Origin of the sequence: Methylobacterium sp. Leaf465, from assembly GCF_001424705.1 — a bacterium.
Taxonomy (GTDB): Bacteria; Pseudomonadota; Alphaproteobacteria; order Rhizobiales; family Beijerinckiaceae; genus Methylobacterium.
In genome coordinates, this window is sequence record NZ_LMRA01000007.1 from 1 (window position 1) to 19,732 (window position 19,732).

The window sequence follows — 19,732 nt, forward strand, 5'->3', positions numbered from 1 at the left end:
CAGACCGTCCAGGATCGCCGTCGCCTCCGACGCGGTCACCGCGGTCGCTTGCGCCCGCTCCGGCGCGATCTTGTCTTGCGAGGTCTTCTCTTGCGAGGTCTTCTCTTGCGAGGTTTCTTGCCGTGACACCGAACCAACCTCACGCCCGGAGGGAAAACATGCGCGCAATCACTTGGCGCCAATGAAGAATTTCGATCGGAAGCGGAACCGCCCCCTACTCGACGTCGAGGGGCGCGACGCCCGCCGCCTTGCCGTCGGTACCCAGGGTGATCTTCTGGATGCGTGCCTCGGCCTTCTGCAGCAGCCCTTCGCAGTGGCGCTTCAGCGCCTCGCCGCGCTCGTAGATCGCCACCGATTCGTCGAGGGGGACATCCCCCTTCTCCAGGCGTCGCACGATGTCCTCGAGTTGCTCCAACGCCTTCTCGAAGGGCAGGTCGAGGCCCGGCTCGTCCGTACCGGACGTCGACGCAACAGCGGGTCGCGTGACACTCATTCTAAACTACCCCATGATTCTGACGGTCTAAGCCGCGGGCCCGGAAGCCGACAACCCGATCCGGCCGGTGGATCGTCGTTTCGTTGTCCGGGGCGGCGTTTGCGCCACACCTCGCCCCCCGGTTTCTGCGCGACGACAGGCGGGACGCCCGAAGCCGGATCGCTTTCTCTTCGAAGTGCTTACGCGACGACTTGGAGGTCGGAGCTGAAGTCCAGCCGAAACGGCTCACCCTCGAAGGCCTCCGCGCCGCGACCGATCTCCGCGATCGCCGCGATCATGCGGCCATCGCGGTTCAGCATGCGGTCGGCGAGGGCCACGAACAGGGCGTTGGGCGTCGCCGACGGGGCGGCCGCCCGGAGCGCCTGGGCGATCTCGGCCTCGTCGCGGTCCGGGGCCAGGGCGCAGGCGACGATGTAGGCCGCCGCCGTCGAGCGGCTGATGCCCGCATAGCAGTGGATCAGCAGGGGCTGGGCCCGGTCCCAGGTTCGCGCGAAGTCGAGGATCTGCGCGATGTGGGGCTCCCCCGGCGTGACGTGTCCGTCCATCGGCGCGACGATGTCGCTGACCTCCACGACGCAGTGGCGTCCCTCCGGGATCCCCACCGGACGGGCGATCGCGGTGCCGACCTTCATCAGGGTCATCAGGTGGGTCGCACCGGACCCGTCGAGGGTCTCGGGCAGCCGGGACAGGGGGCAGACCTGGAGATGCGGCATCAGGCGGACTCCGGGCGCGCGAGACCATGGAAACGGGCGAGAAAGCGTGCCTGCGCCACCGCGGTGGGCCAGGGGACCAGCAGCGCCTCGGCCTCGGGACCGAGGGGACCGCAGGCGCCGAAGATCGCATCGGCCTCCGCCCCGGAAAATCCGGCCAGACGCGTCGCCTCGTGATAGGCGGCGATGCCGTCGGCCCGCTTGACCAGGGCGGACAGGGCCGCGCCCGGTTCGGGAAGCCCGAAGCGCTGGCGGATGGCGGTGAGGAGCCGGCGCTCCACCGCCTTGTAGGAATCGCCGATCGCCGCCTTGAAGGGCGAGATGATGTCGCCGATGACGTATTCGGGGGCATCGTGCAGCAGCAGTTCGAGGCCGTGGCCGACGCCGAGGCCCGGCGCCTCTCCGCGGCCGATGGCCTCCACCAGCAGGGCGTGCTGGGCCACGGAGAAGACGTGCGGCCCGGCCGTCTGCCCGTTCCAGCGGGCGACGCGGGCGAGCCCATGGGCGATGTCGGCGATCTCGATGTCGCGGGGGGCCGGGTCGAGGAGGTCGAGGCGCCGGCCCGACAGCATCCGCTGCCAGGCGCGGCCGGGATCGCCGCTCATGCCGAGCCCCCGGCGGGCCGAGGCCCGAGGGCGGCGCAGGGCCCGTGCCGGTGGCAGCCGAGGAGGTGATCGTTGGCGAGGCCGACCGCCTGCATGAAGGCGTGGACGATGGTCGGCCCGCAGAACGCGAACCCCTCCGCCTTCAGGGCCTTGGACAGCTTTCGCGAGATGTCGGTTTCGGTGGCGATGCCCGCCCGATCCCGCGCCGTCCCCTGGATCGGCGCGCCGTCGACGAAGTCCCAGAGAAAGGCCGAGAAGCCTCGCCCACGCGCCTCGATGGCGAGGTAGGCCCGGGCACCCGCGATCGTGCCGACGATCTTGGCCCGGTTCCGGATGATGCCGGTATCCTGCATGAGACGGGCGACGTCCGTGTCCGTGAACCGCGCGATCGCCTCCGGGTCGAAGCCCGCGAAGGCGCGGCGGAAGCCCTCGCGCCGGCGCAGGATGGTGATCCAGGACAGGCCGGCCTGGAAGCCGTCGAGGATCAGCTTCTCGTAGAGGGCACGGCCGTCCCGCTCCGGCACGCCCCATTCGGTGTCGTGATAGGCGACGTAGACGGGGTCGAGGCCGGCCCACCAGCAGCGGGCGCAGCCGTCGGGATGGTGGATCAGGCCGGAGGCGTCGGTGAGCATCGCCGAGGGTTTAGCCGGGCGGGGCGGCGGCGTCGATGTTGGGGCTGCGTCAGCCGGCCAGCGCGGTCTCGGGAAAAGCGAAGGTCGCGAAGGACGGCTTCTCGACCCCGACCGGAACCGTACCCGCCCGCAGGGGCTCACCGGCCGCCAGGGCGTCGGCGAGGCGGTCGAGGCGCACGGTGCCGAGGGCCCGGCCGCCCGCGACGCTGCCGACGGTGCCGAGCGCACGCTGCCCGGCGGTGATCTCGGCCCCGGTCTGCAGCACCTCGTCCGAGACCGCGACCAGGGGGACGATCCGGGTCCGGGCCGTGCCGCGATGTTGCATGCGCGAGACCACCTCCTGCCCGACATAGCAGCCCTTGCGGAAGTCGACGCCGCCGAGCTGGTCCATCAGAGCCTCGTGCGGGAAGGCGTCGGACCAGGGAAAGTCGCGCCCGCCCTCCGGGATGCCGAGGGCGATGCGGTAAGCGTGGTAATCGGCCTCGGTCGCATCCGCCGAGAAGGCGCCGAGCGCGAAGATCAGGCGCTCGCCCAGCGCCCCGAGGCGGCCGTCGCACCGGCGGGTCACCGCGGCGGCGGTCTCGGCCCCGTCCCAGGCGGCGGCCACGCCGAAGGTGGGATCGAGAGCGATCGTCACCCGGGCGCGCAGGCGGTAGAGCCCGAGGCGCTTGGCGAGGTCGGGCGCGCGCTCGGCGGCGGCGTCGAGCTGGAAGCCCTCCGGCGTGCGACCGACGAGGAAGTCGAACAGGATCTTGCCCTGCGGCGTCAGGAGCGCACCGAGGCGGGCCTCGCCGGGCTCGAGAGTCTCGACGTTGCAGGTCACCACGCCCTGCAGGAAGCTCGTCGCGTCCTCGCCCGAGACGGTGACGACGGTGCGGTCCGGCAGCAGGGCGATCGGCATGGCGGCTCCTTGGCACAAGCGGCGGCGGCATTGCGCCCCGTCCGGGCCTGACATAAGCCGCCCGCGACCCCGTCTCAATGTGCGTCCGGAACGCGGACGGCCCCAGGAGATTCGGAATGGACCAGCCCTTCGACCTCCTCCTCACCGGCGGCACCGTGGTGAACCAGGACGGCGCGCACCGCGCCGACCTCGGCATCCGCGCCGGACGCATCGCGGCGATCGGCGACCTCGCGGCGGCGCAAGCCGCCGAGCGGCGCGACTGCACCGGCCTGCACCTGCTGCCCGGCGTCATCGACAGCCAGGTGCATTTCCGCGAGCCGGGACTCGATCACAAGGAAGACCTCGAATCGGGCTCGCGCGCCGCCGTCATGGGCGGCGTGACCACGGTGTTCGAGATGCCGAACACCAACCCGCTCACCACCAGCGCCGAGGCCCTGGCCGACAAGGTCGCCCGGGCGCACCATCGGATGCATTGCGACTTCGCGTTCTGGGTCGGCGGCACCCACGAGAACGCGCATCGGGTTCCCGAACTCGAGCGCCTGCCGGGCGCCGCCGGCATCAAGGTGTTCGTCGGCTCCTCCACGGGCTCGCTGCTGGTCGAGGATGATGCGGGCGTCACCGAGATCCTGAAGCGGACCCGCCGGCGCGCGGCCTTCCACGCTGAGGACGAGCCGATGCTGCGGGCGCAGAAGGACCGGCGCGTGCCGGGCGATCCGTCCTCGCACCCGGTCTGGCGCTCGCCGGAGGCCGCCCTGACAGCGACCCGGCGCCTCGTGCGCATCGCCCGGGCCACGGGTGCCCGCATCCACATCCTGCACATCTCGACGAAGGAGGAGATGGCGTACCTGGCTGACGCCAAGGACGTGGCGACCTGCGAGGTCACGCCCCACCACCTCACCCTCGACGGCGACGAGGCCTATGCCCGCCTCGGCACCCTGGTGCAGATGAACCCCCCGGTGCGCGGGGCCGACCACCGCGACGGCCTCTGGCACGGCCTGTCCCAGGGCGTCGCCGACATCCTCGGCTCAGACCACGCGCCGCACCTCCTCGAGGAGAAGGCCAAGCCCTACCCGGATTCGCCCTCGGGCATGACCGGCGTGCAGACCCTGGTGCCGATCATGCTCGACCACGTCGCCGCCGGCCGGCTGTCGCTCGCCCGCTTCGTCGACCTCACCAGCGCCGGCCCCAAGCGCCTGTTCGGCATCGCCCGGAAAGGGCGGCTCGCGGTCGGCTACGACGCCGACGTGACGGTGGTGGACCTCAAGCGCCGCGAGACCATTCGCAACGCCTGGATCGCCTCGAAATGCGGCTGGACGCCCTATGACGGCGTCACCGTGACGGGCTGGCCGGTGGGCACCCTGGTGCGCGGCCACGGCGTGATGTGGGAGGGGGCCCTGACCGCGCCGTCCCGCGGCGAGGCGGTGCTGTTCGAAGAGGCCCTGCCTCGGGCCTGAGTCCGGCGCAGCAAAAAGGGCAGGCGCCCGGCGCCTGCCCTTCGGTCGTCCGCGCCGGTGAAGCACCGCGGCGCCCGGCTTCGTTAATGCTGCGGACTGGTGGTGAAGGCGCCGCCGCGGATGCGGTCCGGGAAGCCCTCGGCGTAGCGGGCCGTGGCCTCCTCGCCATAGGTCGTGACGAGTTCCTGGAAGGCCGCGAACAGGGCGGCCTGGGCCATGCAGTCGCCGTCGAGCCCGTCGAGACAGCCCTCGGCGAACGCTTCCGAGACGTAGCTCAAGGCGACGCGCTTGTCGTCGAGATCCGCCTCGAAGGGCGCGGAGACCGTATCCATGTGCATGGGCCACATCATCGTTTGCGCCGGTGAACGACCCGGCGAGTAACCACGAGGATAGGGCGATCGGAGGAGTTCGCAAAGCCAGGAATTGCGAAGCGGTTAACGCGGGCACTCAAATTCTTCGTTTCCGCCCGCGGCCCGCACCCTGTGGCCAACCGGCATCACTACCCGCCGAACCGGCTCGCCAGGGCGTGCGACAGGCGCTCGCCCTCGGCCACGTAGCGGGCGGCCGCCTCGTTGGCCGCGGGGGTGCAGACCCGGTAGGTCAGGCTGTAGCCGCGATAGCCGCGATTGTAGGCGCCGGCGAGCCGGTCGCGCCGGCTCGGGGTCACGCCCTCGGCCTCCATCAAGGCCTTCATCCGGGCCGGCCACTCGGCGGCATCGGGCGCGGTGCAGAGGTCGCGCAGGAAGGCGAGGGAGCCGATGACCTCCGAGAGACGGAGCAGGTCCCGGTCGTAGGGCGCGGGCGGCGGTTCGGGCGCGGGCGGCGGCTCCTTCTCCTTCTCGGACGGCTTCGGCGCAGGCCGGGACGAGCCGCCGCGGGATTGCTGGGCGAACCCGGCCTCCGGCCCGGCCATCAGCACGGCGAGGCCGCACAGGATCACGATCCCCGCACCACGAACCGTCACGCCGCGGGCTCCGCGCGTGGGGCGGCCCGGACGAAGGCCTCGCGAACGGTCGCGGCGAGGCCGGGGGTCGTCGCCAGGGTCTCGAGTTCGGCGAGGGTGGCCCAGCGCACGCCCAGGGCTTCCGAGCCGGCCGCCGGCTCGCCGCCGGTCCAGAGGGCCGCGTGGGGATGGACGACGTAGTGGTGGCGCACGCGGCCCTCGGGGTCGCGCAGGATGATCTCTGTGGGGCTGAGCACGCCCACGACCTCGGCCGACAGCCCGACCTCCTCCTGCAATTCGCGCAGGGCCGCCTCGGCGAGAGGCTCGCCCGCCTCGACGAGGCCGCCGGGAAGGGTCCAGACGCCGCGCATCGGCTCGTTGGCCCGGGCGGCGAGGAGCACACGGTCGTCGCGCAGGACCGCGATCGAGGTGCCGACGAAGGGCCGCGTCGGGAACAGGCGCGACGCGGCCGCCTCCGGATCGGTCCCGCTCACGGCGTCACCACGGCGATGCGCCCGTCGGAGAGGCCGACGAGGAGGCGGGTGGCGGGGCCACGGCCGAGGCTAGCCAGCCCGAAGGCGGCGAGGCCGGGCAGGGGGGCACGCGACCGCTCGCGGACGCCCTCCTTCAGGGAGAGGATCGCCACGGCGCTCCGGTCCGCAATCGGCAGGGCCAGCTCGGGCGCGCCCTCGCGCTCCGGCTCGACCAGGGCCGCGAGGTCGACCTCGCCCTCGCCCGGGGAGACGTTGGTGTAGCCCGGCGCCTCCCGGGCCAGGCGGAGGGCGCCGGCCTCCAGGGCCCAGAGCTGCAGCTGGCCGGCGCCGTCGGGGGCCGCCACGGCCGCGATCTGGGGCCGGCCGGTGCCGGAGAAATCCGCGATGGCGGCCGGCTTCAGGGGCTGGCCTCCTGGGCCGGTGGCCTGCTCCGGACTGCGGGCCAGCAGGGTCCAAGCCGCTCCGGGCGTCGCCGCGGCACCGGGCTCGGCCTTGGCGAACAGGGCGAGGGCGGCCCCGCCGGCGGGCGCGACCGTGACCGCGAGGACGATGGGCTTGCCGTCCAGCCGGGCGATCCGCGGCCGGCGCAGGGCGAAGGCCGCGTCGGGGGCGGCCGAGAGAGGGGTGGTCACGACCGGCACGGGCTTCGGGTCGCCGCCCATCGCCACGGGCTGACGCTCGCGGATCACGAGGGTGCCGGCCTGCTCGGGGCCGCCGGCCAGGGCCGGCCGGGGATCCGCCAGATGGGCGCTCAAGGCGCCGGAGACCGCGCGCCGGGAGCCGGGCAGGGCGCCGCGCGGGGTCTCGGTGGCCGCCAGCCCCTCCACCGCCTCGGCGCCTAGCAGGGTGGTGGTCACCTGCCCGTCGACGAGGCTGAGGGCCGCGCCGCCGGCATCGCCCCAGACCACGGCGATCGGCGCCTCGGGCTCGACGACCGCCGGATTGGCGCTGCGGGAGCGGGCGAGGGGCAGCAGGCCGGAGGTCGCCACCGCGATCGCGACCTCGCTGCCGGGCCCCCGCAGGGCACGGGCTCGGAACGGCAGGTCGAGGATCGCCACCGACGGCTCCGCGCCGGCGGGGGATGCGGCAATCAGGAGCCCGACGAGAAGCGCGCGGCGCGCCCCCCGTTCAGACATGCTGGCCGCCGTTGATGTGCAGTTCGGCACCGTTCACGTAGGAGGAGGCTTCGGTGCACAGGAAGTAGATCGCCTTGGCGACCTCGTCGGGCGTGCCGAGGCGGCGCTGCGGGATGCCGGCGACGATCTTGTCGGTGCCCGGCGACAGGATCGCGGTGTCGATCTCTCCGGGCGAGATGGCGTTCACGCGGACGCCGAGGGGGCCGAAGTCGCTCGCCATCTCACGGGTCAGGCCGGCCAGGGCCGCCTTGGAGGTACCGTAGGCAGCGCCCGCGAAGGGATGTACGCGGGAGCCCGCGATGGACGTGACGTTGACGATGGAGCCCTTGGCCCGGGTCAGCTCCTCGCAGAGGCCGCGGGCCAGGAGGAGGGGGGCGAAGAGGTTGACCTGAAACACCCGCTGCCAGTCGCCGAACTCGGTGGCGATGGCACCCAGGCGCTCGCCCTGCGGGCCCTTCGGCGAGATGCCGGCATTGTTGACCAGCGCGTGCAGGAGGCCGCCCTCGGCGGCCAGGCGCCCGGCCACCTCCTCGATGCCCCGCACCGTATCCTGGGGGTCGGACAGATCGACCTGGAGGTGATCCTCCGGGCCCATCTCCCAGGGACAGTTCTCCGGGAAGGGATGGCGCGAGCAGGTGATCACCCGCCAGCCGGCGGCCGAGAACCGTTTGACGGTGGCGTGGCCGATCCCACGGCTCGCCCCCGTGAGCAGCATGATGCGCCGGCGTTCGTTGGATGAGGCCAAGACCGTTCCTTCAGGATCGGGAGGCGTCCGGCCGGCGGAACCGCCGTGCCGCCGAGAAACCCCCACGCCACCCCCAGGTCTAAGGGGCGCGGGGGCTAAAATCCAGGGTCATCCCGCGACGCACCAAGGGGCCGGCGCGCCGACGGCCGAGGGCCGTCGATCTCGTACAGGAATCCGGCCGAGGGCCGTCGATCCGCCTCAGGGATAGAGACGCGCCCCGCGCCAGGCCCCGCCATCGGAAGCCTCGCCGTCGCGGGTGAAGCGAACGCGATCATGCAGGCGGAAGGGGCCGTTCTGCCAGAACTCGATCGAGACCGGCGCGATGCGAAAGCCCGTCCAGTTCTCCGGACGCGGCACCGGGCCCTCGCCGTAGCGCTCGGCCAGGGCCTCGACCGCGCGCTCGAGGGTCGCCCGGTCGGCCAGGGGGCGCGACTGGCGGCTCGCATGGGCCCCGAGGCGGCTGTTGCGGGCGCGGCTGGCGAAGTAGGCATCCGCCTCCTCGGCCGTGACCCGGGTCACGGGGCCGCGGGCGCGGACCTGACGGCCCAGGCTCTTCCAATGCAGCACCAGGGCGGCCTGCGGGTTCTCGCGCAGCTCGTCGCCCTTGGCGGAATCGACGTTGGTGTAGAACACGAATCCGCGCGCATCGACGCCCTTCAGCAGGACCACGCGCACGTCCGGCAGGCCGTCGGCACCGGCCGTGGCCAGCGCCATGGCGTTGGGATCATTGGGCTCCGAGGCTTCGGCCTCGGCCATCCAGGCCGCGAACAGGGCCCAGGGATCGGTGGCGCGGGTGAAGTCGCCCTCTGGCCCCGAGGCGTTTTCGGCCGCGCTGCGGGAAGCGGGATCATCGATCCTTAACCGTTCCAAGGCGTAATCCTGTGGTGAGATCCGGGTCGGGGGCACCGACGTGGGACACGAACGTTTCGGCCCAACACGTCGTTTGAGATCAGGTGTAATGCGTCGGCGCGACTGTAAAGCCCAAGCCGTCCCGGAAATTCGTGTCCGCCGCCGGTCGCGGACCGTGCCGCAACGGACCACGCGGGCCATCGGCCTCAGCGTGCTGCTTGGCTTGAGCGGTTGCGGCCTGCCGATCATCACCTTCCAGGCGGAGGAGACGGCGGCCGGCGCCGTGGCCGTGGCGGCCAAGCGCGGCGACAAAACGAGCGCGGCGCTGCCGGACGAGCCGACGATCACGGGCAGCATCGACAAGCACCCGCTGGGCTTCGGCAACGACCTCGGCGCCGAGGATTGGCGCCGCGCCAACGCGGCGCTCGCCGTCGCCCTCGATCCGCAGGGCAACGGCCGTCCGGTGAAGTGGGACAACCCGGAAACGACCCTGCGCGGCTCGGTGAATCCCACCGGTCTGCCCTACGTCGCCAACGACCTCGTCTGCCGCGACTTCCTGGCCTCCGTCATCTCGCCGGCGGGCAGCCGCTTCGTGCGCGGGACCGGCTGCAAGCCCTCCGGCGGCGATTGGACCCTGACCAAGGTGCGGGCGGCGAAGGCGTCGTCCTGAGGGCGGTCTCGGCGCGCCATGGCGGGTCCGTTCGGATCACAGTGCGAACAGAAGCGTTGACGCCGCGCCAATCGCAGCGAATTCTCGCGCGAGACCGTTGCAGAGAAGCAACAGGCCGTCCACATGACAGACGAATCCGAAGGCGCCGGGCCCATGCCCGGCCCCAGGCGGCACCGAGAATCCTGAAGACCGATGCGAAATCCCTACGACGTGCTGGGTGTCTCCAAGGGCGCCAGCGAAGCCGACATCAAGAAGGCCTACCGCAAGCTGGCGAAGGCCTACCATCCCGACCGCAACCAGGACGACGCCAAGGCCAAGGACCGCTTCGCGGAGGCCAACAGCGCGTACGAGATCCTGGGTGATGCGGGCAAGCGCGCGCAGTTCGACCGCGGCGAGATCGACGGGGACGGCAAGCCGCGCGCCACGGGCTTCGAGGGCTTCGGCGGATTCGGAGGCGGGCGCGGCGGCGGCGGGGGCGGCTTCGACTTCGAGAGCGCCGCGCGGGGCCGCGCCCCCGGCGGCGGGGGCGGCGGGGGCGGCATCGGCGAGGACATCTTCTCTCACCTCTTCGGAGACGCCTTCCGGTCCGCCGGCGCCGGCCCCGGCGGACCGCAGCGCGGCCCCGTGAAGGGCGAGGACGTGGCGGCCGAGCTCAGCGTCAGCCTGGAGCAGGTGGCCAGCGAAGAGAAGCTGCGCCTCTCCCTGCCGGGCGGGCGCGACGTGGACGTGGTGGTGCCGAAAGGCGTGGTCGACGGCCAGACCATCCGCCTGCGCGGCCTCGGCAATCCGGGCGGCCTGCGGGGCGCGCCGGGAGATGCGCTGCTGACGATCCGCATCCTGCCCCATCCCCGCTTCACCGTGGACGGTGCGGACCTGCGCGGCAGCGTGGAGGTGCCCCTGGAGGACGCGATCCTGGGCGGCCCGATCCGGGTGCCGACGCTCACCGGCGCCGTCGAGATGAAGATCCCGCCGATGACCGGCTCGGGCCGGACCTTCCGCCTCCGGGGCAAGGGCCTGCCGAAGAAGGACGGGACCCGGGGCGACCTCCTGGCGGTCACGGCCGTGATGCTGCCCAGCGGCGAGGATGCGGCGCTCACCGAGTTCGCCCGGGCCCGGCGCGCGGCCAAGGCCGACTGAAGGAGCGTCGCCTCGCGCGGTTCGTCGACCAGGGGCCCGAGCCTCCTGGCCGTTCCGCGACGGCCTCCCGGCGCTGTCAGGCCCCGGACTTCCGTCCCAGGCGCGCCTCCGCTAAGGATGCCCGGCGCGAACACGCCGAACCGTCGCCCGACGGGCCCGTCGGCACGCGCCACGGCTCTCGCTCAGGTGACACATGGCGGACACGCACCCGGTTCACGATCACGTCGGCGGCCTTCTCGCCGGCAAGCGCGGCCTGGTGCTCGGTGTCGCCAACAACCGCTCGATCGCCTGGGGCATCGCCAAGAGCGCGGCCGCCCACGGCGCCAAGCTCGCCTTCACCTACCAGGGTGACGCCCTCAAGAAGCGCGTCGAGCCCCTGGCGCGGGAACTCGACGCCCATGTGGTCGGGCATTGCGACGTCACCGATCCGGCCTCGATCGACGCGGTCTTCGCCGCCACCGCCGAGGTATTTCCCGAGGGGATCGACTTCGTCGTCCACTGCATCGCCTTCTCGGACAAGGACGAGCTGACGGGCCGCTACGTCGAGACCTCGGAGGCGAACTTCACGAAGTCGCTCCTGATCTCGTGCTACTCGTTCACGGCAGTGGCCCAGCGCGCCGAGAAGCTGATGCCGAACGGCGGCTCGCTCCTCACGCTGACCTATTACGGCGCCGAGAAGTGGATGCCGCACTACAACGTCATGGGCGTCGCCAAGGCCGCCCTCGAGGCCTCCGTGCGCTACCTCGCCGCCGATCTCGGCCCCTCCAAGATCCGCGTCAACGCGATCTCGGCGGGCCCGATCAAGACGCTGGCCGCCTCCGGCATCGGCGACTTCCGCTACATCCTGAAGTGGAACGAGTACAACGCTCCCCTGCGGCGCACCGTGACCATTGAGGAGGTCGGCGAGACCGCCACCTACCTCGTCTCGGACATGAGCAAGGGGATGACCGGCGAGATCCTCCACGTGGATGCCGGCTACCACGTCGTCGGCATGAAGAACCCGGAAGCCCCGGACCTCAGCCTCGACAAGGACTGACGGCTGGCGGTCTCCCGCCTTCAGTCCTCCTCGGCGAAGGCGCCGAAGAGCTTGAGGCCTTCGATCCAGGTCGCACCCTCGCGCTTGATCACCCGGTGGGCGTGCGCCCCGCCCTCCGCCAGAATGGCGTCGGCCAGCCGCTCGGAATGGGTCACCAGCCAGACCTGCGTGCGCCCGGACGCCTTGACGATCATGCGGGCGAGGGGGGCCAGCAGATCCGGATGGAGGCTGGTCTCGGGCTCGTTGAGGGCCATGAAGGGCGGCAACCGATAGGCGAGCAGGGCGCCAGCCAGAGCCAGGAACCGCAGCGTCCCGTCGGAGAGTTCGGCCGCCTCGAAGACCCGCTTCGGATAATTGGGAAACACCATCCCGCACCACAACTTTTGATTGCGTCCGGGACCCGGGTCAATCCGGCACGGTCATCCCGGCGATGTCGCCCTGCGCCTTCGGAAACCGCGGGTCCATCGCCTCCAGGGTGTCGGCGATGGTGCGGGCGATGAGGAGGTTGCGGTACCATTTCCGGTTGGCCGGAACCACGTGCCAGGGCGCTTGCGGCGTGGAGCACGCGGTCAGCGCGTCCGCGAAGGCCGCCTGGTAGGCGTCCCAGGACCGGCGCTCCACGAGGTCGGCCGGATCGAACTTCCAGTGTTTGTCCGGATTCGCGAGGCGGGCCTCCAGGCGCTCCTTCTGCTCGTCCTTCGAGATGTGGAGGAAGAACTTGAGCACGGTGGTGCCGGCGGCGGCGAGCATCCGCTCGAAATCGTTGATCTGGTCGTAGCGGGCCCGCCAGACCGGCTCCGGCACGAGGTCCTTCACCCGCACCACGAGGACGTCCTCGTAATGGCTCCGGTTGAACACGTTGATCATGCCGCGCGCCGGCGCCTTGGCGTGGTAGCGCCAGAGGAAATCGTGGTCGCCCTCCTCGGCGCTCGGCACCTTGAACGACCACACCCGGCAGCCCTGGGGGTTCACGCCCTCGAACACCGCCCGGATGGTGCCGTCCTTGCCGCCCGTGTCGATGGCCTGGAACACCACGAGGAGGCTGCGCTTGTGCTCGGCGTAGAGCCGCTCCTGCAGGGCGGCGATGCGGGCGCGCTCGGCCACGAGCGCCGCCTTGGCCTCCTCCTTGTCGAGGCCGCCATCGGCATTCGCGTCGATCGCGTCGAGGTCACAGCGGGTCCCCGGCCGGACGGTGACGATGCCGGGGGCGGCGGGGGCGAGGCGGGGATCGATGGTTTCGCCGGCCGCGCTCGCCCGGCTCTCGGCCTCGCGGGCCCAGTGCGCCGATGAGGGCGGCCGGTGCCCGGACCGGCGGGCTTCACCCGTCTGCTCCGCCCTGCCGCGCGCGGCGTCCTTGCGGTGCGAAACGTCACGCTGCGACGCGGCAGCTCCGGTTTCTGCCGGACTCTGGCCCCGCCGATGCTTGCCGTGATGCTTCGACATGATGAGACTCGCTTGCTTGGGTGACGGCGGACCGGGGCGACTGCCGATGGGCAGGGCCAGGATATGCAGGGCCAGGATGTGAGTGCGAAAACGATAGCCCGGCTCGGCCGTTCCGCCGAGCGGCAGGCGTGAGGCCGTGAAGCCGATCTACTTCATCCGCCACGGCCAGACCGATTGGAACGCGGAGGGACGCCTGCAGGGCCAGCGGGACATCGACCTGAACGCCGAAGGCCTGCGTCAGGCCGGCGCCGTGGCCGACCGTCTCGCCGCCGCGGCCGACGGTGCCGACCTCGCCGCCATGGACTTCGTCGCCAGCCCGCTCACCCGGACCCGCCGGACCATGGAAACGCTGCGGGCGGCCCTCGCCCTCGACCCAGAGGGCTATCGCCGGGATCCGCGCCTGGCCGAGATCAGCTTCGGCGCCTGGGAGGGCTCGACCTGGGCCGAGATCCGGCGCTGGGATCCGGCCGGTGCCCTGGCCCGCGACCGCGACCGCTGGGGCTATCGTCCGCCCGGCGGCACCGGCGAGAGCTATGCCATGCTGGTGGAGCGGGTCACGCCCGCCATCGTCGAACTGACGCGGCCCACCGTGATCGTCGCCCATGGCGGCGTCGCCCGGGCGATCCTGGTGATCCGGGGCCATCTCGGCATCCGCGACGCGCCCCGCATCGGCATCCGCCAGGGCAGCGTCCTCATCCTCGACCGGGCCGGCTGGCGCTGGGCCTGACCGGCCGCGGCCTGCGCGTTCAACCCCGGTTCAAGCCGACCGCCCAAACGTGCTAGACGCGCCGTGATTTCGGCGCGATCCGGGCGCCTACCCGGCCAAAAGGACGGCTCCCGATCGGGCGCCGGCAGCGGAGCAGCGGATGACCAGTCTCGCCGAGACGACTCGGCCCCGGGCGGCAGCGCGCGGGCCTCAGGACACGCGTCCGTCGACGGACGCGGCCGGTCCGCGGGCGGTCCTGCGCGGCGCGGTCCGCCCCGACCTCATCCGCGACGAGACCCTGGGCGAGATCTTTCGCGCGAGCGCCGCGGCACGCCCGGATCATCCGGCTCTCGTCGACGGCGCCCGGACCGGTCCCGACGGCGCCCATCCGGCCTTCTCCTATGCGGAGGTCGAGGCGCGGGCCGGTACGATCGCCCGCGGCCTCGCCCACCGGGGCATCGGCCCGGGCGACGTGGTGGGCCTCTGGATGGCGCGGGGCCCCGACCTGCTCATCGCCCAGATCGGCATCACCCTGTCGGGCGCGGCCTGGCTGCCCTTCGACGCCGAGGCTCCGGCCGACCGCGTCGCGGTCTGCCTGGAGGATGCCCAGGCCAAGGCACTCCTGGTCTCGCCCGCCCTGGAGCTGCAGGCCCCCGCCGGGACGCCGAGCCTCACGGTCGCGGGCCTCGCGTCCGCGACGCCGGAGCGCGCTGCGCTCCCCGACCTGCGCGCGGCGGGCCTGACGCCGGAACACCCGGCCTACCTCATCTACACCTCGGGCTCGACCGGCGTGCCGAAGGGCATCGTCATCAGCCACGCCAACATCTGCCATTTCCTGCGCTCGGGGAACGTCCTCTACGGGATGCGGCCGGACGACGTGGTGTTCCAGGGCGCCTCCGTGGCCTTCGATCTCTCGATGGAGGAGATCTGGGTGCCCTACCTCGTGGGCGCGACGCTGTTCGTGGCTTCGCCGGCCATGATGGGCGACGTCGAGAGCCTGCCGGACATCATCGCCCGGGCCGGCGTCACCGTCCTCGACACGGTGCCCACGCTGCTGGCGATGATCTCCCGGGACCTGCCCACGGTGCGCCTCGTGCTGCTCGGCGGCGAGGCCCTGCCCGAGCCCCTGGTCGCCCGCTGGGCGAGCGGCGCGCGCCAGCTCTTCAACACCTACGGTCCGACCGAGGCCACGGTGGTGGCCACCGCCGCCGAGATGCAGTCCGGCGTGCCCGTGACCATCGGCGGCCCGATCCCGAATTATTCGGTGTATGTCGCGGGCGAGGCGCTCGAGCTTCTCGCGCGGGGGCAGCCCGGCGAACTCCTGATCGGCGGTCCGGGCGTCGCCAAGGGCTACCTGAAGCGCCCCGAGCTGACGGCGGAAAAATTCATCGCCAACCCCTACGCCTCGGATGGGACCGACCCGGTCCTGTACCGCTCCGGCGACGCGGTCTCACTGGATGCCGCCGGCAACATCCTGTTCCACGGCCGCATCGACGATCAGGTGAAGATCCGCGGCTTCCGGGTGGAGCTCGGCGAGATCGAGTCGCGCATCCAGGTCCTGCCCGGCATCAACCAGGCGGCGGTGGTACTGCGCCAGGACGACGGGGTCGACCGCCTCGTCGCCTTCCTGGTGCCAGACCGCGGCACCGAGCTCGACCGGGTCGCCCTGCGTCACACGCTCGCCGAGCAGATGCCGCCCTACATGGTGCCGGGGCATTTCGAGACCGTGGAGGTGCTGCCCCGCCTGACCTCGGGCAAGGTCGACCGCAAGGCCCTGCGCATCGCCACCCTCACGGTGGCCGACACGTCGGGCGAGCAGGAGCCGCCGCGCAACGAGACCGAAGCCGCGCTGCTCGCCGCCGCCAACCGCATCTTCGGCAACCAGGCGATCCCCTTCGAGGGCGACTTCTTCGCCGATCTCGGCGGCCACTCGCTGCTGGCCGCCCGCTTCGTCGGCGCGGTGCGCGAGGTGCCGGCGCTGGCCGCCATCACCCTGCAGGACGTCTACGGCCAGCGCACCCTGCGGGCCATGGCCGACACCCTCATCGCCCGCACCGGCGGGGCCGGCACCGAGATGGCGATCCGCGATCTCAGCTTCCCGGCGCCCTCCCTGAAGCGGCGCTTCCTGTGCGGCCTCGCGCAGGCGGCGGCCCTGCCCTTCGTCATCGCGCTGGCCACGGCGCAGTGGCTCGGCATCTTCGTGACCTACCTGCTGCTCACCGGCGGCGGGCTCGGCTTCTTCGGCGAACTCGCCGTGCTGCTCCTGGTCTATATCGGCATCAACGCCGTCACGGCCGCCATCGCGGTGGCGGCCAAGTGGCTGATCCTCGGGCGCACCAAACCGGGGCGCTACCCGCTCTGGGGCGTGTACTATTACCGCTGGTGGCTGGCGCAGCGCCTGACGCCGCTGGTCCACGTCAAGTGGCTCCAGGGCTCGCCCGCCATCGTGTTCTACCTGCGGCTGCTGGGCGCCGACATCGGCCGGGACGCGCTGATCTCCGACGCGGAGATCGGGGCGCCGGACCTGCTCAGCGTCGGCCCTGGCGCCTCGCTGGGCGGCCGCCTCGTCATCGCCAACGCGGAGGTGGTGGGCGACGCGCTGATCATCGGTCGCGTGGCGATCGGCGCCGACGTGGCCATCGGCGCCTCCTGCGTCATCGGGCCCGACACGGTCATCGGCGACCATGCCGAGATCGGCGACCTCACCACCATCCCCACCGGCACGCGGGTGTGGAGCGCCGAGATCTGGGACGGCTCACCCGGGCGCAAGGTCGGCGACGCCGACCCGGAGGCGCTGCCCGCTCCCGCCACGGCCTCGCCCGGGCGGCGCTTCGCCTTCGCGGCCCTCTACACCTTCCTGCTGGCGGCGATCCCCGCCATCGGCCTGCTGCCGATCTTCCCGGCCTTCTACATCTTCGACCAGCTCAGCGATTCCCTCGGGGACATCACCGACATCGACTACCACTGGTACCTGCCGCTGCTGACCTGGCCCACCGCCATGCTGATGACGGCGGGCACGGTGCTGCTGATCGCCGCGATCCGCTGGCTGGTGCTGCCCCGCGTCTCCTCGGGCACCCACTCGATCTACAGCGGTTTCTACCTGCGCAAATGGGCCGTGGCGCTCGCCGCGGAGGTGACGCTGGAGACGCTCTCCTCCCTGTTCGCCACCGTCTACATGCGGGCCTGGTACCGCCTGATGGGCGCCCGGATGGGGCAGGGGGCCGAGATCTCCACCAACCTCGCCGGGCGCTACGACCTCGCCGATATCGGCGCGCGCAACTTCATCGCCGACGAGGTGGTGTTCGGCGAGGAGGAGATCCGGCGCGGCTGGATGTCGATGCACGAGGTCCATACCGGCCCGCGCGTCTTCGTCGGCAACGACGCCGTGGTGCCGCCGGGCGCGGTGATCCCGGAGGATGTGCTCATCGGCATCAAGTCGAAGCCGCCGGCGAACGAACTGATGAGCCCGGGCGACACCTGGTTCGGCTCGCCGCCGATCAAGCTGCCCTCGCGCCAGCGGGTCGATCTCGGCTCGAACACCCAGACCTACGAGCCCGGCATCGGGCCCAAGCTCCGGCGCGGCATCTTCGAGGCGTTCTCGACCTCGTTCTCGCCGATGCTGTTCATCACCCTCGCGATCTCGGCGATCGATTTCTACTTTTACCCGGCGATCCTGGCCCAGGACTGGACCGGCCTCGCGGTCAGCTTCGTGGCGGTCTCCGTCGCCATCGCCTTCATCCAGTCCTTCACGGTGATCGCGGTGAAGTGGCTGCTGATGGGCGTCTACAAGCCCGGCATGCAGCCGATGTGGTCGTGGTGGGCCATGCGCACCGAGGCCGTCGCAGTGCTCTACTGGGGCCTGGCCGGCAAGGTGCTGCTGGAGCACCTCGTCGGCACCCCGTTCCTGCCCTGGATGCTGCGGCTCCTCGGCGTGAAGGTCGGCCAGGGCGTGTGCATGCTCACCACCGACATCACCGAGTTCGACTGCGTCACCATCGGCGACTACGCCACCATCAACCGCACCTCCGCCCTGCAGACGCACCTCTACGAGGACCGCATCATGAAGGTCGGCCGGGTCGAGGTCGGCCGGGGCGTGTCGGTGGGCGCCTTCTCGACGGTGCTCTACGACACCAAGGTCGGCGACTACGCCCGCCTGCGGCCGCTCACCATCGTGATGAAGGGCGAATCGATTCCGGCCCATTCGGAATGGGAGGGGGCGCCCGCCGTACCGGTGGTGCACGCCAAGGCGTGAGGGGCGGCCCAGGATCGGCGGCGACCTGCTGATCTGGTCCGTATGACCAGATCGTCGAAATCACCCGGGTTGTCGCATCCGCAAGGGGTCTGGCCGCTGCAGGACGCCGCGGCGCGCTTCAGCGGACTCGTGCGCCGCGTCCGCAGCGAGGGCCCTCAGCACGTGACGGTGCGCGGGCGCGACGAGGTGGTGGTGATCTCCGCCGACGACTTCCGGCGACTCCAGGGCGCTCGCGAAGACCTGACGCGCGATCTGTACGAACCGGCCGGTGGCCGATGGTGCCGGGCGGAAGGACATCGTCGGCGGAGGGATTGAGGGGCGCCCGCCGTGCCGGTCGGGCACGCACAGGCGTAAGACACAGACAGTGACGACAAAAAACGGCGGCGCTCCATCATGGAGCGCCGCCGCATGTCATTGAGCCCGGCGACCGTTATGGATCCGCCGCGAGCCCGTTACGGCCACCGCTTTCCAAGGCACTGCGCGACCTTCGCCGTTCCGTTTCCGACGCGATCGACACCGGCTCGGAGTTGGTCTTCCGTGACACCGAACCGCTTCGTCCAGTAGCGCACCTCCCAAGCCTCGGTCAGGCTGATCTTGCTGGGATCTTCCGGACCACGGCGTTCCAAATCATCATTCATAGCGCTTCCTCAAGTTGCGCAACGAATGATATCCATCCGAAAGTAAACTTCGAGTAGCCCTGCGATCACGCCGCCTCGGGCTTCGGGCCGAGGCGCTTGTCGAGGTAGGTGTCGACGGTCTGGGTCAGCTCGTCGACCTTGCCGTCGAAGAAGTGGTTGGCGCCCTCCACCATCTGGTGCTCGATGATGACGCCCTTCTGGGTCTTCACCTTCTCGATCACCGGCATGACCTCGCGGGCCGGGGCGACCCGGTCCTCGGAACCGTGCACGAACAGGCCCGAGGACGGGCAGGGGGCCAGGAAGGTGAAGTCGTAGCGGTTGGCCATCGCGGCGATCGAGATGAAGCCCTCGATCTCGGGGCGGCGCATCAGCAGCTGCATGCCGATCCACGAGCCGAACGAGACGCCGGCAATCCAGCAGGCGCGGGCCTCCGGGTTCACCGACTGCACCCAGTCGAGGGCGGAGGCCGCGTCGGAAAGCTCGCCCGTGCCGTGATCGAACGCGCCCTGGCTGCGGCCGACGCCGCGGAAGTTGAAGCGCAGCGCCGCGAAGCCGCGATTGGCGAAGGTGTAGAAAAGATTGTACACGATTTGATTGTTCATCGTGCCCCCGAATTGCGGGTGCGGGTGCAGCACGATCGCGATCGGGGCGCCCTTCTTCTTGGGCGCCTGGTAGCGCCCCTCGAGACGGCCGGCGGGACCGGTGAAGATGACTTCGGGCATGGAAACCAACACTCCTGAGCGGATGCCCGGGCGGGCATCGCACGGTGGATCGCCGACGCGAGGGAAACACGCGCGCGTCCGACGCCTGGGCAAAGCCGTGAGGCGTGCCTTGACTCGCCCGGCCACGAACCTAAAAGCACTCTTAGAATAATTCTAGCGAACTAGA

Annotated in this window: 21 protein-coding genes and 1 pseudogene; 7 read left to right on the forward strand and 15 right to left on the reverse strand. The window is 71.3% G+C overall.

Features of this window, described 5'->3' with window-relative positions:
* Positions 1–214: 214 nt before the first annotated feature.
* The 5 genes from ASG51_RS06220 to ASG51_RS06240 form a co-directional block, all read right to left on the reverse strand.
* Positions 215–493, reverse strand: coding sequence for an exodeoxyribonuclease VII small subunit (locus ASG51_RS06220; protein ID WP_056276840.1), 279 nt, complete (start codon positions 491–493; stop codon positions 215–217).
* A gap of 179 nt (positions 494–672) precedes the next feature.
* Positions 673–1,206 carry a hypothetical protein gene (locus ASG51_RS06225; RefSeq protein WP_056379762.1) on the reverse strand — a complete coding sequence of 178 codons (534 nt, stop codon included), beginning with the start codon at positions 1,204–1,206 and terminating at the stop codon, positions 673–675.
* A complete protein-coding gene (locus ASG51_RS06230; protein WP_056217774.1) occupies positions 1,206–1,808 on the reverse strand; it encodes an HD family hydrolase in 603 nt (200 codons plus the stop codon). The genes ASG51_RS06225 and ASG51_RS06230 overlap by 1 nt, the downstream gene beginning before the upstream one ends.
* Positions 1,805–2,440, reverse strand: coding sequence for a DNA-3-methyladenine glycosylase I (locus tag ASG51_RS06235; RefSeq protein ID WP_056348294.1), 636 nt, complete (start codon positions 2,438–2,440; stop codon positions 1,805–1,807). The genes ASG51_RS06230 and ASG51_RS06235 overlap by 4 nt, the downstream gene beginning before the upstream one ends.
* Positions 2,441–2,489: 49 nt before the next feature.
* Complete coding sequence (locus ASG51_RS06240) at positions 2,490–3,341, reverse strand: folate-binding protein YgfZ (RefSeq protein WP_056379764.1); 852 nt, start codon at positions 3,339–3,341, stop codon at positions 2,490–2,492.
* A gap of 116 nt (positions 3,342–3,457) precedes the next feature.
* On the opposite strand from ASG51_RS06240, the gene ASG51_RS06245 reads away from it, so the two are divergent.
* Complete coding sequence (locus ASG51_RS06245; protein ID WP_056217765.1) at positions 3,458–4,795, forward strand: dihydroorotase; 1,338 nt, start codon at positions 3,458–3,460, stop codon at positions 4,793–4,795.
* A gap of 83 nt (positions 4,796–4,878) precedes the next feature.
* Here the strand turns inward: ASG51_RS06245 and ASG51_RS06250 are convergent, their stop codons facing one another.
* From ASG51_RS06250 to pdxH, 6 genes are all read right to left on the reverse strand, one after another.
* Positions 4,879–5,142 carry a hypothetical protein gene (locus tag ASG51_RS06250; RefSeq protein WP_244472504.1) on the reverse strand — a complete coding sequence of 88 codons (264 nt, stop codon included), beginning with the start codon at positions 5,140–5,142 and terminating at the stop codon, positions 4,879–4,881.
* A gap of 152 nt (positions 5,143–5,294) precedes the next feature.
* A complete protein-coding gene (locus ASG51_RS06255; RefSeq protein ID WP_056348310.1) occupies positions 5,295–5,708 on the reverse strand; it encodes a TIGR02301 family protein in 414 nt (137 codons plus the stop codon).
* A 47-nt stretch (positions 5,709–5,755) separates the two neighbouring features.
* On the reverse strand, positions 5,756–6,232 hold the full coding sequence (locus tag ASG51_RS06260) for an NUDIX hydrolase (protein WP_056379765.1): 477 nt from the start codon (positions 6,230–6,232) through the stop codon (positions 5,756–5,758).
* Complete coding sequence (locus ASG51_RS06265; RefSeq protein ID WP_056379768.1) at positions 6,229–7,368, reverse strand: hypothetical protein; 1,140 nt, start codon at positions 7,366–7,368, stop codon at positions 6,229–6,231. Before ASG51_RS06265 ends, ASG51_RS06260 begins: the two co-directional genes overlap by 4 nt.
* Positions 7,361–8,083 (reverse strand): SDR family oxidoreductase, encoded by a 723-nt coding sequence (locus ASG51_RS06270; protein WP_055954102.1) that lies wholly within the window; start codon positions 8,081–8,083, stop codon positions 7,361–7,363. The genes ASG51_RS06265 and ASG51_RS06270 overlap by 8 nt, the downstream gene beginning before the upstream one ends.
* A 228-nt stretch (positions 8,084–8,311) precedes the next feature.
* Positions 8,312–8,968 carry a pyridoxamine 5'-phosphate oxidase gene (pdxH, locus tag ASG51_RS06275; protein ID WP_274534739.1) on the reverse strand — a complete coding sequence of 219 codons (657 nt, stop codon included), beginning with the start codon at positions 8,966–8,968 and terminating at the stop codon, positions 8,312–8,314.
* A 169-nt stretch (positions 8,969–9,137) separates the two neighbouring features.
* Between pdxH and ASG51_RS06280 the strand changes: the two genes are divergently transcribed.
* The 3 genes from ASG51_RS06280 to fabI all read left to right on the forward strand — a co-directional run bounded on the left by ASG51_RS06280 (position 9,138) and on the right by fabI (position 11,805).
* Entirely contained in the window at positions 9,138–9,632 is a 495-nt protein-coding gene (locus ASG51_RS06280; RefSeq protein ID WP_244472502.1) for an RT0821/Lpp0805 family surface protein, read from the forward strand.
* 192 nt (positions 9,633–9,824) lie between these two features.
* A complete protein-coding gene (locus ASG51_RS06285; RefSeq protein ID WP_056276868.1) occupies positions 9,825–10,769 on the forward strand; it encodes a DnaJ C-terminal domain-containing protein in 945 nt (314 codons plus the stop codon).
* A 193-nt stretch (positions 10,770–10,962) separates the two neighbouring features.
* On the forward strand, positions 10,963–11,805 hold the full coding sequence (fabI, locus tag ASG51_RS06290; RefSeq protein WP_056217750.1) for an enoyl-ACP reductase FabI: 843 nt from the start codon (positions 10,963–10,965) through the stop codon (positions 11,803–11,805).
* A gap of 20 nt (positions 11,806–11,825) precedes the next feature.
* On the opposite strand, the pseudogene ASG51_RS06295 reads toward fabI, so the two are convergent.
* Positions 11,826–12,176 (reverse strand): annotated as a pseudogene (locus ASG51_RS06295) (AAA family ATPase); the annotation flags it as partial.
* Positions 12,177–12,210: 34 nt separating this feature from the next.
* Positions 12,211–13,248 carry a polyphosphate kinase 2 family protein gene (locus ASG51_RS06300; RefSeq protein ID WP_056379770.1) on the reverse strand — a complete coding sequence of 346 codons (1,038 nt, stop codon included), beginning with the start codon at positions 13,246–13,248 and terminating at the stop codon, positions 12,211–12,213.
* A gap of 136 nt (positions 13,249–13,384) precedes the next feature.
* On the opposite strand from ASG51_RS06300, the gene ASG51_RS06305 reads away from it, so the two are divergent.
* From ASG51_RS06305 to ASG51_RS06315, 3 genes are all read left to right on the forward strand, one after another.
* Positions 13,385–13,975: a histidine phosphatase family protein gene (locus ASG51_RS06305; protein WP_056379771.1), complete on the forward strand. Its 591-nt coding sequence runs from the start codon at positions 13,385–13,387 to the stop codon at positions 13,973–13,975.
* A 139-nt stretch (positions 13,976–14,114) separates the two neighbouring features.
* Positions 14,115–18,206 carry a Pls/PosA family non-ribosomal peptide synthetase gene (locus tag ASG51_RS06310; protein ID WP_056379773.1) on the forward strand — a complete coding sequence of 1,364 codons (4,092 nt, stop codon included), beginning with the start codon at positions 14,115–14,117 and terminating at the stop codon, positions 18,204–18,206.
* A gap of 42 nt (positions 18,207–18,248) precedes the next feature.
* Positions 18,249–18,521, forward strand: a complete 273-nt coding sequence (locus tag ASG51_RS06315) for a type II toxin-antitoxin system Phd/YefM family antitoxin (protein WP_082513898.1) — start codon at positions 18,249–18,251, stop codon at positions 18,519–18,521.
* Between the two features lie 137 nt (positions 18,522–18,658).
* Here the strand turns inward: ASG51_RS06315 and ASG51_RS23210 are convergent, their stop codons facing one another.
* Both ASG51_RS23210 and ASG51_RS06320 read right to left on the reverse strand, forming a co-directional pair.
* Positions 18,659–18,844, reverse strand: a complete 186-nt coding sequence (locus tag ASG51_RS23210; protein ID WP_082513899.1) for a DUF3606 domain-containing protein — start codon at positions 18,842–18,844, stop codon at positions 18,659–18,661.
* 65 nt (positions 18,845–18,909) lie between these two features.
* Positions 18,910–19,566 (reverse strand): alpha/beta hydrolase, encoded by a 657-nt coding sequence (locus tag ASG51_RS06320; protein ID WP_056186925.1) that lies wholly within the window; start codon positions 19,564–19,566, stop codon positions 18,910–18,912.
* Positions 19,567–19,732: the final 166 nt, after the last annotated feature.

Coding starts and splice junctions, on each gene's coding strand:
- ASG51_RS06250 (WP_244472504.1), bottom strand. CDS start 5,142: ATGTGGCCCATGCACATGGATACGGTCTCCGCGCCCTTCGAGGCGGAT.
- ASG51_RS06255 (WP_056348310.1), bottom strand. CDS start 5,708: ATGGCCGGGCCGGAGGCCGGGTTCGCCCAGCAATCCCGCGGCGGCTCG.
- fabI (WP_056217750.1), top strand. CDS start 10,963: ATGGCGGACACGCACCCGGTTCACGATCACGTCGGCGGCCTTCTCGCC.
- ASG51_RS23210 (WP_082513899.1), bottom strand. CDS start 18,844: ATGAATGATGATTTGGAACGCCGTGGTCCGGAAGATCCCAGCAAGATC.
- ASG51_RS06310 (WP_056379773.1), top strand. CDS start 14,115: ATGACCAGTCTCGCCGAGACGACTCGGCCCCGGGCGGCAGCGCGCGGG.
- ASG51_RS06320 (WP_056186925.1), bottom strand. CDS start 19,566: ATGCCCGAAGTCATCTTCACCGGTCCCGCCGGCCGTCTCGAGGGGCGC.
- ASG51_RS06270 (WP_055954102.1), bottom strand. CDS start 8,083: ATGCTGCTCACGGGGGCGAGCCGTGGGATCGGCCACGCCACCGTCAAA.
- ASG51_RS06230 (WP_056217774.1), bottom strand. CDS start 1,808: ATGAGCGGCGATCCCGGCCGCGCCTGGCAGCGGATGCTGTCGGGCCGG.
- ASG51_RS06285 (WP_056276868.1), top strand. CDS start 9,825: ATGCGAAATCCCTACGACGTGCTGGGTGTCTCCAAGGGCGCCAGCGAA.
- ASG51_RS06220 (WP_056276840.1), bottom strand. CDS start 493: ATGAGTGTCACGCGACCCGCTGTTGCGTCGACGTCCGGTACGGACGAG.
- ASG51_RS06240 (WP_056379764.1), bottom strand. CDS start 3,341: ATGCCGATCGCCCTGCTGCCGGACCGCACCGTCGTCACCGTCTCGGGC.
- ASG51_RS06265 (WP_056379768.1), bottom strand. CDS start 7,368: ATGTCTGAACGGGGGGCGCGCCGCGCGCTTCTCGTCGGGCTCCTGATT.
- ASG51_RS06235 (WP_056348294.1), bottom strand. CDS start 2,440: ATGCTCACCGACGCCTCCGGCCTGATCCACCATCCCGACGGCTGCGCC.
- ASG51_RS06300 (WP_056379770.1), bottom strand. CDS start 13,248: ATGTCGAAGCATCACGGCAAGCATCGGCGGGGCCAGAGTCCGGCAGAA.
- ASG51_RS06225 (WP_056379762.1), bottom strand. CDS start 1,206: ATGCCGCATCTCCAGGTCTGCCCCCTGTCCCGGCTGCCCGAGACCCTC.
- ASG51_RS06315 (WP_082513898.1), top strand. CDS start 18,249: ATGACCAGATCGTCGAAATCACCCGGGTTGTCGCATCCGCAAGGGGTC.
- ASG51_RS06245 (WP_056217765.1), top strand. CDS start 3,458: ATGGACCAGCCCTTCGACCTCCTCCTCACCGGCGGCACCGTGGTGAAC.